At 73.7% G+C, this 13930-nt stretch carries 15 protein-coding genes; 10 read left to right on the plus strand and 5 right to left on the minus strand.

Annotated features, from left to right (window positions below):
• On the plus strand, positions 1–1307 hold a 1307-nt coding region (locus ARTHRO9V_RS15070; RefSeq protein ID WP_159828848.1), incomplete at its 5' end, for an MFS transporter.
• A 12-nt stretch (positions 1308–1319) separates the two neighbouring features.
• On the opposite strand, the gene ARTHRO9V_RS15075 is transcribed toward ARTHRO9V_RS15070, so the two are convergent.
• The gene (locus ARTHRO9V_RS15075) at positions 1320–1937 is read right to left on the minus strand and encodes a TetR/AcrR family transcriptional regulator (RefSeq protein WP_201298974.1); all 618 of its coding nucleotides are present in this window, start codon (positions 1935–1937) and stop codon (positions 1320–1322) included.
• A 255-nt stretch (positions 1938–2192) separates the two neighbouring features.
• Positions 2193–2594, minus strand: a complete 402-nt coding sequence (locus ARTHRO9V_RS15080) for a hypothetical protein (RefSeq protein ID WP_056044973.1) — start codon at positions 2592–2594, stop codon at positions 2193–2195.
• A gap of 66 nt (positions 2595–2660) precedes the next feature.
• On the opposite strand from ARTHRO9V_RS15080, the gene ARTHRO9V_RS15085 reads away from it, so the two are divergent.
• The 8 genes from ARTHRO9V_RS15085 (at position 2661) to ARTHRO9V_RS15120 (ending at position 10461) form a co-directional block, all read left to right on the plus strand.
• Positions 2661–3704, plus strand: a complete 1044-nt coding sequence (locus ARTHRO9V_RS15085; protein ID WP_159828851.1) for an LLM class flavin-dependent oxidoreductase — start codon at positions 2661–2663, stop codon at positions 3702–3704.
• A 61-nt stretch (positions 3705–3765) separates the two neighbouring features.
• Positions 3766–4728: an acetylxylan esterase gene (locus tag ARTHRO9V_RS15090; protein WP_159828854.1), complete on the plus strand. Its 963-nt coding sequence runs from the start codon at positions 3766–3768 to the stop codon at positions 4726–4728.
• Positions 4729–4852: 124 nt separating this feature from the next.
• Positions 4853–5884: an NADPH:quinone reductase gene (locus ARTHRO9V_RS15095; protein ID WP_159828857.1), complete on the plus strand. Its 1032-nt coding sequence runs from the start codon at positions 4853–4855 to the stop codon at positions 5882–5884.
• Between the two features lie 109 nt (positions 5885–5993).
• Positions 5994–7043, plus strand: a complete 1050-nt coding sequence (locus ARTHRO9V_RS15100; protein ID WP_159828860.1) for an MBL fold metallo-hydrolase — start codon at positions 5994–5996, stop codon at positions 7041–7043.
• 104 nt (positions 7044–7147) lie between these two features.
• The gene (locus ARTHRO9V_RS15105; RefSeq protein ID WP_159828863.1) at positions 7148–8023 is read left to right on the plus strand and encodes a patatin-like phospholipase family protein; all 876 of its coding nucleotides are present in this window, start codon (positions 7148–7150) and stop codon (positions 8021–8023) included.
• A 47-nt stretch (positions 8024–8070) separates the two neighbouring features.
• The gene (locus ARTHRO9V_RS15110; RefSeq protein ID WP_159828866.1) at positions 8071–9294 is read left to right on the plus strand and encodes a glycosyltransferase; all 1224 of its coding nucleotides are present in this window, start codon (positions 8071–8073) and stop codon (positions 9292–9294) included.
• A gap of 124 nt (positions 9295–9418) precedes the next feature.
• Positions 9419–9898: a heme-degrading domain-containing protein gene (locus ARTHRO9V_RS15115; protein ID WP_123569985.1), complete on the plus strand. Its 480-nt coding sequence runs from the start codon at positions 9419–9421 to the stop codon at positions 9896–9898.
• A gap of 20 nt (positions 9899–9918) precedes the next feature.
• Positions 9919–10461 (plus strand): hypothetical protein, encoded by a 543-nt coding sequence (locus tag ARTHRO9V_RS15120; protein WP_159828869.1) that lies wholly within the window; start codon positions 9919–9921, stop codon positions 10459–10461.
• Here ARTHRO9V_RS15120 and ARTHRO9V_RS15125 read toward each other — a convergent pair.
• Complete coding sequence (locus ARTHRO9V_RS15125; protein ID WP_159828872.1) at positions 10458–12056, minus strand: MFS transporter; 1599 nt, start codon at positions 12054–12056, stop codon at positions 10458–10460. The two genes, ARTHRO9V_RS15120 and ARTHRO9V_RS15125, sit on opposite strands and share 4 nt — an antisense overlap.
• Before the next feature lie 287 nt (positions 12057–12343).
• On the opposite strand from ARTHRO9V_RS15125, the gene ARTHRO9V_RS15130 reads away from it, so the two are divergent.
• Positions 12344–12934, plus strand: coding sequence for a hypothetical protein (locus ARTHRO9V_RS15130; protein WP_159828875.1), 591 nt, complete (start codon positions 12344–12346; stop codon positions 12932–12934).
• A 47-nt stretch (positions 12935–12981) separates the two neighbouring features.
• Here ARTHRO9V_RS15130 and ARTHRO9V_RS15135 read toward each other — a convergent pair whose 3' ends face one another.
• Entirely contained in the window at positions 12982–13416 is a 435-nt protein-coding gene (locus ARTHRO9V_RS15135; RefSeq protein WP_159828878.1) for a hypothetical protein, read from the minus strand.
• Positions 13417–13449: 33 nt separating this feature from the next.
• On the minus strand, positions 13450–13930 hold a 481-nt coding region (locus tag ARTHRO9V_RS15140), incomplete at its 5' end, for a DUF427 domain-containing protein (RefSeq protein WP_159828881.1).

Here is a 13930-nt window from a genome sequence, read left to right on the forward strand (position 1 = left end):
GCACCGACTTCCCCCCGACCGCCCCGCTCCCGATCAGCACGACCCGCCCGCCGTGGCGGCACACCTTCATCGCCCTCAGCGTGCCGAACTTCCGTCTCTGGACGGCCGGCAACGTCGTGGCGATGACCGCCGGGTGGATGCAGCGCATCGCCCAGGACTGGCTCGTGCTCGAACTGACCGGCAGCGCGACCGCCGTGGGCATCACCGTGGCGATGCAGTTCGCCCCGATGCTGTTCTTCCGCCTGCTCGGCGGGGTCATCGTCGACCGCTTCTCGAAGCGCGCCCTCATGCTCGTCACGCAGAGCGTGTTCGCCGTGCTCAGCCTGGGGCTCGCCGCCCTGACCCTGGCGGGCGTCGTCGAGGCCTGGCACGTCTTCGCCATCGCCTTCGCCACGGGCCTCGTCACCGTCGTCGACAACCCGGCCCGACAGGTGATCGTCACCGAGCTCGTCGGTCACACCCACCTCCGCAACGCGATCAGCGTCAACTCGAGCGTGTTCCAGCTGGGCGGCATGGTGGGCCCCGCGATCGCCGGCGTGCTGCTGCTGGCGGTCGGCGCGGGGTGGGCGTTCGTCGTCAACGGCGTCGCCTGCCTCGTGGTCGTCGTGATGCTGACGATGCTGCGGACCGCGCAGATGACCCGGGTCGCCTCGTCGGCACGAGGCCGCGGCCAGCTGCGGCAGGGCCTCGCCTACGCCCGCTCGAAGCCGACCATCGTCGTGCCGGTGCTGCTCGTCGGCGTCTACGCCGTGTTCGGCCTCACGATGCCCGTGCTGCTCGCGTCGTTCGCGGCCGACGTCTACGACGTGGGGCCCGGCGGGTACGGCCTCTTCAACTCGATGATCGCCGTCGGGGCCCTGACCGGCGCCCTGCTGTCGACGCGGCGCGCGACGATCCGGCTGCGCACCATCGTGCTGGGCGTGCTCGTCACCGGCGTGCTGCAGGCCGTCGCCGGCTCCATGCCCTCGCTCGTGCCGTTCGCCGTCGTCCTCGTCGGCGTCGGGCTCGCGTCGTTGCTGTTCTTGACGGCCGCGAACCAGCTGGTGCAGATGTCGAGCAACATCGCGATCCGGGGGCGCGTGATGTCGCTGTACATCCTCGTGCTGCTCGGCGGCCAGGCGATCGGCGGACCGCTGATGGGCGTGATCGTCGAGACCTTCGGCACGCACGTCGGCATGATCGTCTCGGGCGGCGTGCCGGCCGTCGCCGCCGCCGTGACGGCCTTGGTGCTCGCCCGGCGGGGTCAGCTGACCCTGCAGGTCCGGACCCGCTGGCACGTGCCCGTCGTCACGATCGAGCAGCGCTAGGCCGGGCGGGCGTCAGGGGGTCACGCCGCGGGTGAGGGCGGCGACGACGTGGCCCATGAGGTCGCCGGCCGCCTGCTCGCCCGTGGCGGGCCAGTCGAATGCCACGCCCAGCGTGATGCAGATGAGGACGCGGGCGAGCGTCCGCGACTCGAGCCCGGTCACGGGGACGGTCTGCCCCTGGAAGACCTCCTCGACGAGGCCGTGCAGGGCGTCGAGCACCTCGCGGCGCTGACGGACGAAGTCGGCCATCACCTCGGGGTGCGAGAGGGCGTGCGCGCGGAACTCGCTCATCAGCGCGAAGTCCTCGACCTGCCCGGGGCCGTAGGGCGCGAACGCCGTGCCGATCTTCTCGGGCAGCTGGTCGAGCGAGGTGCCCGGGAAGAACATGCCCTCGAGGGCGCCGAGCGCGCCGTCGGTCTCGCGACGCATGAGGCTGCGGACCAGGTCGTCCTTCGAGGAGAAGTTCGAGTAGACCGCACCCTTGCTGAACCCGGCGGCCCGCGCGACGTCGTCCAGGGTGGTCGCGTGCACCCCGCGTCGGGAGAACAGCTCGGCCGCCGCGTCGAGCAGCCGCTGCTTGACCTCGGCTCGTGGGATGCGGGGAATCGGAGCCCCGGAGGTGGTGGCCATGCTGCGACCCTAACGGGTGCGGGTGATCCTCAGAAGTCACCCGCGCCGCCCCCGGAGAAGGCGCATACCGACGGGTATCCAGGCGCTACCATCGTGATCGCCTGGTGAACCCGAAGCATCAGGAGAACGCGCGGGTGCGCGACCGTCCGACCCTCACCACGTCCCCAGGCCGGTCGCGCACCCCGCACCCCACTCCCGGTCGGAAGCCGTCGAAGGGGCACGACCCGCCCCTCCCGGCGTCGACCGCGAGCCGCGTCAGATCGCGGTGCGCCGCGCCGACCCGCCGAAGCCGATCGAGACGTCGAGGCGCCAGGCCTTCGGCTCGCCCGAGACGTGCGTGGTGCCCACGAAGCGCAGCCGGTCGCCGGCACCGAGGCTGAGCACCCCGTGCACGTCGAGGTTCTCGCCGAGCCGGAAGACGATCTCGTGCTCGTCGAGCAGGTCGTCGTCGACCGTGGCGCCGAAGGTGGCACCGTCGAACTTCACGGGCACGTCACGGAACACCAGCGACGGCGGCTCGTCGGACCAGTCCGCGACCTCGGGCACCCGACCCGCGACGATGCGGGCGTCCACGACGCCGTCGTCTCCGAGCGTGACCGAGGAGGCGCGCAGGTCGATGCCGAGGTCGTCACCGTCGATGCGAAAGCGGTTCTCCACGGCACCACGCTACCCAGCACGGCCGCCCGACGGAATGGCCGGGCGACGTCGGGGGTTCGCCCGGTCATGAAGAAGCGCATCGGGTTCCTGTCGTTCGGCCATTACCAGGACGTGCGGGGCTCGGCGACGCCGACCGCCCGGGAGGCGCTGGTCCAGTCGATCGAGCTGGCCGAGGCCGCGGAGGAGATCGGCGTCGACGTGGCCGCCGTGCGCGTGCACCACTACGTGCGCCAGGCCGCCAACCCGTTCCCGCTGCTCGCGGCGATGGCCGCGCGGACGACCCGCATCGAACTCGGCACCGGCGTGATCGACATGCGCTACGAGAACCCGCTCTCGATGGCCGAGCAGGCGGCGGCCGCCGACCTGATCAGCGCGGGGCGCCTGCAGCTCGGCGTCAGCCGCGGATCACCCGAGCCCGCCCTGCGGGGCTGGGAGGCCTTCGGCCACGTCCCCCTCGACGGCGAGAGCGACGCCGACCTCGCCCGCCGGCACACCGAGGCGTTCCGGGCGGCGATCGACGGCGCAGACGTCGCCGAGTCGGACCCCAGGATGACCGGCTGGTCGCACGGGCTCTCGGTCGAGCCGCACTCCCCCGGCCTCGGCGAGCGCATCTGGTGGGGTTCCGGCAGCCGGTCGACGGCCGTCTGGACCGGCGAGCAGGGCATGAACCTGATGAGCAGCACCCTCTTGACGGAGGACACGGGGGTGCCGTTCGACGAGCTGCAGGCCGAGCAGATCGCGCTGTACCGGGAGGCCTACCGCGCCGCCGGGCACGCCCGTGAGCCGAGGGTGTCCGTCAGCCGCAGCGTGATCCCGATCACCACCGACAAGGACCGTCGCTACTTCGGCGTCCGCGCCCAGGCCGACTCGCAGGACCAGGTCGGTCTGCTCGACGGCGTGCAGTCACGCTTCGGCAAGAGCTACGTGGGCGAACCCGACGTCATCGCCGAGCAGTTGGCCGCCGACGCCGCGGTCCGGGACGCCGACACGATCCTGCTGACGGTGCCCAACCAGTTGGGGGTCGCCTACAACGCCCGTCTGCTGCAGACGGTGGCGGACCACGTCGCCCCGGCGTTCGGCTGGGTGCCGAACCTGGCCCGCGCGAGCTGAGCCGCGCCTCCTGCACCGCGCCTCCTCGGCTGTCGTCGCGGGCTGCGGTAGACAAGGGGGCATGTTCACCGACCTGCCCGAACCCGCCCTGCGGGAGTACCGCAGCACCCAGACCGACCCCGACGACTTCGACGAGTTCTGGGCGACGACGCTCGCCGAGACGCGGGCGCACCCGCTCGACCTGCGGGTCGACCGGGTCGACACGGGGCTGACGACGGTCGACGTCTACGACGTGACGTTCTCCGGGTGGGCGGGTCAGCCCGTGCGGGCCTGGTTGCGCGTGCCCGCCGAGGCGGAGGGACCGTTGCCGGCGGTCGTCCAGTTCGTCGGCTACGGCGGCGGACGCGGGGCCGCCGTCGAGAACCTCTTCTGGTCGTCGGCCGGCTTCGCGCACCTGCAGATGGACACCCGCGGCCAGGGCTCGGGGTGGAGCCTCGGCGCCACCCCCGACCCGGACGGCTCGGGCCCGGCCCACCCCGGCGTCATGACGCGGGGCATCGACTCGCGTGAGACGTACTACTACCGCCGGGTGTTCGCCGACGCCGTCCGCGCCGTCGAGGCCGCGCGCGGCCTCGACGTCGTCGACGCCTCCCGGGTGTCCGTCGTCGGCGGCAGCCAGGGCGGCGGCATCGCCCTCGCCGTCGCGGGACTCGTCCCCGACCTCGCCGCCGTCGCGGCGTACGTGCCGTTCCTCTGCGACTTCCGGCGCGCGACCGTCATCACCGACGCCGACCCGTACAAGGAGATCGGACGCTACCTGGCGGTCCACCGGCACCGTGCCTCCTCGGTGCACGACGTCCTCGCGTACTTCGACGGCGTCAACTTCGCGAGGCGGGCCACGGCCCCGGCCCTGTTCACGACGGCGCTGATGGACCCGACCTGCCCGCCGTCGACGGTGTTCGGCGCGTTCCACGCGTACGCCGGGGCGGCCGACGTCACGGTGTGGCCGTACAACGGGCACGAGGGCGGCGGGTTCGAGGACGACCTGCTGGCGCTCGCCCTGTTCCGCGGCGCCGGGGCCTGAGCCGGCCCGCGCACCACACGACGCCGTCGAGGGGGCACGACACCGTGACGTGCAGCGGTGCCGTGTCCACTCGGTGGCGTCCCGGGAGGGAACACGGCGGGGCCGGGTCTGGTTGGCTCCGGGCATGAAGTCGATCGTGTACTCCGAGACCGGACCCGCCCCCACCGTGCTGCAGCTCGTCGACCGCGACCTGCCCGAACCCGCCGCCGGCGAGGTGCGGGTGCGCGTCGTGTTCTCGGGCGTCAACCCCACCGACTGGAAGTCCCGTGCGGGCGGCGGGCCCGGCGAATCGCTGCCGTTCCCCGAGGTCACGCCCAACCAGGACGGCTCGGGCGTCGTCGACGCCGTCGGTGAGGGCGTCACCGGCCTCTCGGTCGGCGACCGCGTCTGGACCTACCTCTCGGCCCACCAGCGCCCCACCGGCACCGCGCAGGAGTTCACCGTCCTGCCCGCGTCCCGCGTCGTCCCGCTGCCCGACGGCGTCGGCCTGGACGTCGGTGCGAGCCTCGGCGTCCCCGCCATGACCGCCCACCGCGCGCTCACCGTGTGGGAGGACGGCCCGAGCCGCCTGACCCCCGGCAGCCTCGACGGCGCCGTCGTCCTCGTCGCCGGAGGCGCGGGTGCGGTCGGTCACGCCGCCATCCAGCTCGCCCGCTGGGCCGGGGCCACCGTCGTCACGACCATCAGCAGCGACGAGAAGGCCGCCCTGGCCACGGCCGCCGGCGCCCACCACGTCGTCAACTACCGCTCGGACGACGCCGCCGCCCGCATCCGCGAGATCGCCCCCGCCGGCGTCGACGTCGTCGTCGAGGTCGCGATCTCGCAGAACGCCGACCTGCTGGCCGACGTCGTCGCCCACCGCGCCTCCGTGGCGATCTACGCCGACAACGGCGGCGACACGACGACCATCCCGATCCGGGCGAACATGATCACGAACACCCGGTTCCAGTTCGTCCTGCTCTACACCGTGGGCGAGGAGGCGCTGCAGGCCGCCGTCGAGGACGTCACCGCGGCCCTGCGCGACGGCGTGCTGCCGGTCGGCGAGGCCGCCGGCCTGCCGCTGCACACCTTCCCGCTCGCCGACACGGCCGCCGCCCACGAGGCCGTCGAGGGCGACGTGGTCGGCAAGGTGCTGATCGAGGTCTCCGCCGAGTAGACGACGGGCGCCGCATAGTCCGGCGCCGCGTCGACGACGGGCTGCGCATGGCCCGGCGCCGCCTCGACGGACGCGGGGCGGCGCGGTCGGCGCTGGCTAGGCTCGCGGGGTGACCGACGCCACCAGCCGACCCGCGCCTCCTGCCCCTCCCGCCCCGCTCAGCCCCGTGCAGGCCGACGCCGTCCGTCGCAGCGCGCTGCCGCCCGTGGAGGAGGTCCGGCACGGCGTCTGGTCGGTCGCGTTCGAGTTCGGCGACGGCATCGACGACCACTCGTTGGGCTACGTCGTCGAGGGCTCCGACGGCGCCCTGACGGTCATCGACCCCGGGTGGGGAGTCGAGGCCAACCTCGACCGCCTCGAGAGCGCCCTCGCCGACGTCGACCACTCGCTGGCCGACGTCGACCTGATCGCCGTGACCCACCTGCACGCCGACCACCTGGGCGGAGCCGAGGCACTGCGTCGGGCCTCCGGCGCCCGGATCGCCCTGCACGCCGCCGAGCAGCGCGCGCTGGGCGAACGGCCGTCCGACGCCGCGGCCGCCGACGCCGACATCGCCCGGTGGGGCGCGCCCCGGGACGACCAGGAGGCGCTGGTCGCGTCGTGGGGGTCGGGTCGCCACCTGCCCGCGCTCACCGCCGACCTGCTGCTCGGCGACGGCGACGTGCTGCCCGTCGCGGGACGGCTGCTGCGTGCGGTGCACACCCCGGGCCACACGGCGGGCCACCTCTGCTTCGTCGAGCCCGAGCAGCGACTCGTCTTCACGGGCGACCACGTGCTGCCGCGGATCAACCCCGGCATCGGCCTCGGCGGGCGCACGGGAGAGAACCCGCTGACCGACTACCTCGCCTCGCTCGACCGCATGGTGGCGCTCGACGTCGCCGGCCCCGACGCCCTCGAGGTGTGCCCCGGCCACGAGTACCGCTTCGTCGGCCTCCGCGCACGGGCCGAGGCCCTGATCGCGCACCGCGCCGACCGCAGCCGTGACGCGGCCGCCGCCCTGGACGCGCTCGACCGGCCGACGGTGTGGCAGGTCGCCGAGCGGATGTCGTGGAGCGGCGGCATCGCCTCGTTGCACGGCTACCGGCTCGGCTCGGCCCTCGCACAGACCGAGTGGCACGTGCAGGACCTCGGCCGCGCCGACGAGCTGCGCTCCGCCTGACACCCGCCCGAGGACGTGGCGAGGTGACCGGCCTAGTGTCGAGCGCGGCCCCGGGTGACGCACCGCGCCTCCTGCCCGGACCGCCACCACGACCGAGGAGAGACATGAGCACGACCACGACCCCCACCCGCACCGCCCTCGTCCTGGGCGGTGGCGGCATCACCGGCATCGCCTGGGAGCTCGGCGTGCTGTCGAGGTTGCTCGAGGCGGGCGTGCCCGTGGACGAGGCCGACCTCGTCGTCGGCACCTCGGCCGGATCCGTCGTCGGGACGATGGTGCGGCTCGGCCGCGTCGACGAGGGCCTGCGGGAGCAGTTCGAGGCCGTGACCGAGCTGCCGTCGGGCTCGATCGACCCCGAGGTGTTCCAGCAGACCCTCGGGCAGGCCCTCGCCGGGGCGACCGACCAGCAGGAGGCGCGGGCCCGCATCGGCGCCCTGGCGCGCGAGACGCCCGTGGTCGCGGACGAACCCGAACTCGTCACGGCCATGCGGGAGCGCTTCGGAGGCGCGGCCTGGCCCGACGCCGCCCTGACCGTCTGCACCGTGGACGCCACCGACGGCTCGTTCCGTCCGCTGGACGCCGGCTCGGGCGTCGACCTGTACCGGGCCGTGGCCGCGAGCTGCTCGGTGCCCGTCGTCTGGCCCACCGTCGACGTCGACGGTCGCCCGACCATGGACGGCGGCGTGCGCTCGGGCACCAACGCCGACCTCGCCGAGGACTACGACCGGGTGCTCGTGCTGTCGTGCGGACCCGAGCTCGACGTCTCGCCGCTCGGCCCGACGCTGCCGCAGGTCGTCGAGGCGCGCCGCACCGCCGGCCGGGACGTCCTGGTCGTCCAGGCGGACGCCGAGTCCCTGCAGGCGTTCGGCACCGACGTCCTCGCGACGACCACCCGTCGCCCCGCGGCGGAGGCCGGTCGCCGACAGGCCGAGGCCGTACTCGACGACGTCCGGGCCTTCTGGGCGGGCGGGGTCGCCTGACCGGCGACGCGCAGACCGCGGGGGCGGTGGGCCGGTACCCTCGGGAAGTGACCACCGCCTCCTCCCCGCTCCGCATCGCCCTCGTGTCGTTGCACACGTCCCCCGGTGCCGAGCCCGGGTCGGGCGACGTCGGCGGCATGAACGTCGTCGTCCGCAACCAGGCCGAGGCGCTCGGCGCCGCGGGCCACGAGGTCGAGATCCTGACCCGCCGGTCCTCGCCCGACGAGCCCGCGAGCCTCGCCCTCGCCCCCGGCGTCACGCTGCGGTTCCTCGAGGCCGGCCCGGCCGAACCGGTCACGAAGGGGCGCAACGAGCTCTACGTCGACGAGTTCCGCGACCGGCTCGCCGAGCTCGGCCCGTGGGACGTCGTCCACTCGCACCACTGGTTCTCGGGCATGGCCGCGCTTCCCGTCGCCCGTGCCCTCGGCGTGCCCCACCTGCAGAGCTTCCACTCGATCGCCGCCCACGACTCCACCCCCCTCTCGCACGGCGAACGCGCCGAGTCCCCCGGCAGGATCGCCGGCGAAGAACGGCTCGCCCGCGAGTCCGACGCCGTGGTCGCGATCAGCCACGCCGAGGCCGGGACCGTCACCTCCCGTCTCGGCGGCTCGCCCGACCGCGTCCACGTCGTCCTGCCGGGCGTCGACGGCGAGCTCTTCCACCCGGCCGAGGCGGGCCGGACCGCCCCGGGCCGCCCGTACGTCGTCGTGGCGGGGCGACTCGAACCGCTCAAGGCACCCGACCTCGCCCTGCGCGCGGTGGCGGCGGTCCCCGCCGAGGTGCGCCCCGACCTCGTCATCGCCGGAGGCGCCTCGACCGAGTTCGCCGGGTACGAGTCCGAGTTGAGCGCCCTGAGCGACGACCTCGACCTCACCGTGCACTTCTTGGGCCCGCGATCGCGGCCCGGCCTCGCCGCGCTGCTGCGCGACGCAGCCCTCGTGCTCGTGCCCTCCCACTCCGAGACCTACGGGCTCATCGCTCTCGAGGCCGCGGCCAGCGGGGTCCCGGTGATCGCCGCGGCGTCGGGCGGCCTCCGCGAATCGGTGGTCGACGGCGTCACGGGCATCGTGCTGCCACAGCGCGACCCGCAGGCCTGGGCCCGGGCGATGACGCAGGTGCTCGCGGACGCCGGGCTGCGCGACCGGCTCTCGCGCGCCTCCCGGTCCCACGCGCTCGACCACCCGTGGTCGCGTTCGGCCGACGACCTCGTGGGCGTCTACTGCGGGTCGCTCGCCCGCCAGGGGTCGCCCTGCGCCGCGGCCTCGGCCTGACCCCTCCCGGCGCCACCAGCCCGTTGACGGGGGCCGGGCCTAGGCTCGGGTCGTCCCGCGAGAGCCCGCCACCGCGCGCCCGTGCCGACCCACCAGCTCGCCCGACCACCCCAGGAGGCCACCGATGACCGACGACACCCTGCTCCAGACCCTCATCGAACAAGAAGAGCGCCTCGTCTTCCGGCGGTTCACCCTCGACGTCGCCCTCGACCTGGGCGCCCACCTCCTGGCCGAGGCCCGACGCCGCGACCTCGCCGTCGCGGTCACCGTGCGGCACGGTCGACAGCGGGCGTTCCACGCGGCCCTGCCCGGCAGCAGCCTCGACAACGACGAGTGGCTCGACCGCAAGGCCCGCGTGGTCGAGCGCTACGGGCAGAGTTCGTACCGGGTGGGCGAGTCGTTCCGGGTGCAGGGCGGCACGTTCGACGAGAAGTCGCGCCTCGACACCGGCCTCTACGCCGCGCACGGCGGGCTGTTCCCCGTGCGGGTCACGGGCGTCGGCGTCGTCGGCTCCGCCGGCGTCTCCGGCCTGCCGCAGGCCGACGACCACGCGTTCGTCGTCGACGTGATCGAGGACTTCCTCGACCACGGCTACGACGCCTGAGCCCACCGAACGAGCATCACGTGGACGACCCGACCGCAGGAGGCGCGGTGCCGGCCCCCGAGTCCCCGTCCGACGACGAGGCGGCCGCCTCGCTCCGCGCCCTCGTCGAGCAGGCGGCCGCCGACCTGGCCGCGCGCGGGGCGCGCACCGAGTCCCTCGCCCGCCACAAGCCCGCCCGGCGCATCGTCGTGGTGAAGACCGCCGAGTCCCTCGAGCCCGCCGGGCGCGCCTGGCGACTCGGCGTGCTGCTGCTCGTCACCGACGGCCGCGTCTTCGAGACCGGACGCATCACCCGGGCGGTCACGCCGACCCGTTCCCAGCACCTGTCCGCCCAGGTCGAGCAGCGCAAGGCCGAACGGCGGGCGGCCGTGCGCGGCCACTTCGCCGAGGGCGAGGTCGTCAACTACGGGTACGAGCCGGTGGACCTGTCGACCGCGGCGTTGCAGGGCGGCGAGCAGCGCCTCCTCGTCCGCGACGGGCACGCCCTCGTGCGGTGGGGCACGGCGACCGGCGAGGTCCGCGATCTCGCCGCGTACCTCGCCGATCGGGCCGAACTGCTCTAGCGCGCGGTCCCCCGCGAGGGCGACGCAGCGGACGCGGTCGTCGCCGCGGGCTCGTCAGACTCGGTGGGGTCGACGGGCTGGGCGGGCTCGGCGTCGAGGAAGGGCAGGTCGCCGAGGTCGATGTTCGGGTTGGCGTCCTGCGTCTCGACGAGCTCGTGCGCCTCGGCCTCGGTGGCCACGCTCGGCATCGAGCCGGGCAGCGGGCGCTGCGACGACTCCTTCATGAACCACACCGCGACGGCTCCGACCAGCGAGGTCGCCATCAGGAAGAACGCCGGCACGAGCTCGTTGCCCGTCGCCTGCAGCAGCGCCTGGATGATCAGGGGCGTCGTCCCGCCGAACACGGCGATCGCGACGTTGTACGACACGCCCATCGCGCCGTAGCGGCTCGCCGTCGGGAAGAGCGCGGGCAGCGACGACGCCTGGCTCGACACCCAGAGCGCGACGCTCACGGCGAGGAGGGCCAGCCCGGCGAGGGTCGTCGCGATGCTGCCGACGCCGATCAGGAGGAACGCGGGCAGGGCGAGCAGCAGCACCGATGCGGCACCGAGCCACATGACGGGACGTCGGCCGATGCGGTCGCTCAGACGCCCGGCGACGGGCAGCAGCAGGGCGAGCAGCACGAGCACCGGGATGGTCAGCAGCGTGCCGTGCAGCGGGTCGTAGCCGAGCGAGTCGGTCAGGTAGGTCGGCATGTAGCTGGTCAGCGCGTAGCCGACGGTGTTGGAGGCGGCGACGAGGCCGATCGCGATGACGATCGGACGCCAGTGCTGCCGGACGAGGGCGAGGGTGTTGCGCGGACGGCCCTGCGCGTCGGCGATCTCGCCGACCTTGTTCTCTTGAGCGTCCTGCGTCGCCTGGAACGCGGGCGACTCCTCGATCTTCAGGCGGAAGTAGATGGCGACGACGCCGAGCACGCCGGCCAGCAGGAAGGGCAGGCGCCAGGCCCAGTCGAGCATCTGCTGCTCGGTGGTCAGCAGCTGCAGCACCGACACGACCGCGGCGCCGAGCGCGAAGCCCAGGTAGCTGCCGAGGTCGAGGATGCTCGCGAAGAACCCGCGCCGTTTGTCGGGTGCGTACTCGCTGACGAACGTCGTCGCCCCGGCGTACTCACCACCGGTCGAGAAGCCCTGCAGCAGCTTGAGCACGACGAGGGCGATCGGGGCGAGGGCGCCGATCGCGGCGAAGTCGGGCAGCACGCCGATCAGGAAGGTCGCGCCCGCCATCAGGATGAGCGTGGTCGCGAGCACCTTCTGACGTCCGACCCGGTCGCCGAGGCGGCCGAAGACGACCCCGCCGAGCGGACGCGCGACGTAGGTCGAGGCGAAGACGCCGAGGCTGAAGAGGATCTGCAGCGACGGGTCGGCCTCGGGCAGGAAGACCCGGCCCATCGTGACGGCGAGGTAGCCGTAGACGCCGACGTCGTACCACTCCATGGTGTTGCCGACGACGGTGCCGCCGATGGCGCGCTTCATCATCGCCGGGTCGACGACGGTGACGTCGTCGACGCGCAGACGCCGCGGGCGCCTCCGTCCGGAGGCGCGGGTCGGGCGGTCGGGACGGGTCTCGCGGGCAGGGGTGGGTGGGGTTCCCATGAACGACGTTCCTCTGGATCTCGGGCGCCGGTCGCAGGGACGGGCGCCGCGGCGATCGAGCTGCGGAGGGGCGGTGCCCGGCTGCCGCGGCCCGAGTGGTCGGGTCGACGGCGGGCAACGTTACCGGCATGTCGGCGGCGCATTGCCAGGGCATTCGGAGGGAGGCACACCCACCCCCCAGCCGACGCGGGACGAACTGCCGAGCGGATCGCCTATCCTCGACGACGACTTCCGTGCGGGTCGCCACCCGCTGATCGCCACCCCACCCGACCCCCAGGAGGCCCGCCGTGCGCCGCGTGTTGATCGCCGTCTCCGTCGTGTTCGGCGTGGGGCTCGTCGCCTTCGTCGTCGCCGTCGCGATGGTCGTCTCGGCGCTCACGGCGCCCCGCGACGAGGACGTCACGGCGATCACGTCGACGCCCGTGCCGGCCTGCCCCGAGTTCGACCCGGTGATGGTCGGCGACATCGAGGTACCGGCCGGACCGGTCGCCGGGTACTGCCAGGACCGGCTCGTGAACGCCGCGTACATCATGCTGGCCGCCCGGGCGCAGGGCATCGGGGAGCACACCCAGGCCATCGGGGTGATGACCGCCATGGGCGAGTCGAGCCTCCGCAACATCGACTACGGCGACGCCGTCGGGCCCGACAGCCGAGGGCTCTTCCAGCAACGGGACAACGGCCAGTGGGGCACCTACGAGCAGCGGATGGACCCCTACACGGCGGCGACCAGCTTCTTCACGAAGCTCGTGGCCATCCCGGGCTGGAAGGACCTGACACCGACCCAGGCGGCGCACGCCGTCCAGGTCAACGCCGACCCCGACCACTACACGAAGTGGTTCCCCGACGCCGAGGTGGTCGTGGCGGCTTTGTCGAGCTGAACCGCGCCTCCTCGGGTCGGGGCCGGTCGTGTCAGGCCCGACCGTGACTACTTGGCGCGACGGCCGATGCTGCGACGGTCGCGCCAGGCGCCCGTCGACCAGAGCGACAGCAGGACGAGCAGCGGCTGGAAGACCAGGCGGAAGGCGCGCTTGCCGTCGGTGTCGAGGCCGAACGCGTCGGTGTGCGTGACGAGCTGCGAGATGTTGCCGGGGAAGATCGCGGTGAAGAACGCCGCGGCGACCCATCCGACGGTCACGCGGTGCTTGGGGGCGACGACGAGGGCCGCGCCGATGCCGATCTCGACGACGCCGGAGGCGAGCACGACGAAGTCGTCGTCGAGCGGCAACCACTCGGGCACCTGGGCCTGGAACGGCTCGCGGGCGAACGTGAGGTGGCTCGTGCCTGCGAAGACCAGGGCGCCACCGAGGGCGATGCGGCCGAGGGTGCGGGCGAGGGACGTGGGGCGGGGTCGTCTGGACATCCGTCCAGTCTCCTCCTGTCGGGGCCCTCGTCCCTACCAGCCCATCGTGCCGGGTGCGCCCTTGAACGGACCGACCAGCTTCGAGGTGATCCAGCCGCCGTAGAAGTCGCCCTCCTGCGCCTGGACCACCTCGCCGTCGATCTCGCAGGAGTCCATGGCGCCCGGGTACAGCGCGACGTGGTCGACGAGGGACTCGTAGCCGGGCCAGGGCTCGGCGTAGGACCAGCCGGCGCGGCGCGCGACGACTCCCCCGCCGGTCACGTCGAGGTAGCCGGCCTGGCCCTTGAACTCGCAGAGGCTTCGCCCTTCGGCGCGCGACAGGGCACCTGCGGCGAAGTCCGAGCGGGGCAGGTAGTAGACGGGCGGGTGGCTCGTCTCGAGCACGCGGATCGCGGCCGTCGTGTCGGCCACCACGACGCCGCCGAGACGGACGACGACGCGCTCGGTGCGGGGCTCGACGCGTGGCGGGCGGGGGTAGTCCCAGACGGACTCCTGCCCGGGGCCGGGCTCGACG

The sequence above is a fragment of the Frigoribacterium sp. 9N genome (genome assembly GCF_902506305.1).
Lineage (GTDB): Bacteria > Actinomycetota > Actinomycetes > Actinomycetales > Microbacteriaceae > Frigoribacterium.

Bases quoted from the DNA above. Each gene is read 5' to 3' on its own strand.
- ARTHRO9V_RS15135 (WP_159828878.1), bottom strand. From the start codon at position 13,416: ATGTCCAGACGACCCCGCCCCACGTCCCTCGCCCGCACCCTCGGCCGC.
- ARTHRO9V_RS15115 (WP_123569985.1), top strand. From the start codon at position 9,419: ATGACCGACGACACCCTGCTCCAGACCCTCATCGAACAAGAAGAGCGC.
- ARTHRO9V_RS15105 (WP_159828863.1), top strand. From the start codon at position 7,148: ATGAGCACGACCACGACCCCCACCCGCACCGCCCTCGTCCTGGGCGGT.
- ARTHRO9V_RS15095 (WP_159828857.1), top strand. From the start codon at position 4,853: ATGAAGTCGATCGTGTACTCCGAGACCGGACCCGCCCCCACCGTGCTG.
- ARTHRO9V_RS15125 (WP_159828872.1), bottom strand. From the start codon at position 12,056: ATGGGAACCCCACCCACCCCTGCCCGCGAGACCCGTCCCGACCGCCCG.
- ARTHRO9V_RS15085 (WP_159828851.1), top strand. From the start codon at position 2,661: ATGAAGAAGCGCATCGGGTTCCTGTCGTTCGGCCATTACCAGGACGTG.
- ARTHRO9V_RS15075 (WP_201298974.1), bottom strand. From the start codon at position 1,937: ATGGCCACCACCTCCGGGGCTCCGATTCCCCGCATCCCACGAGCCGAG.
- ARTHRO9V_RS15090 (WP_159828854.1), top strand. From the start codon at position 3,766: ATGTTCACCGACCTGCCCGAACCCGCCCTGCGGGAGTACCGCAGCACC.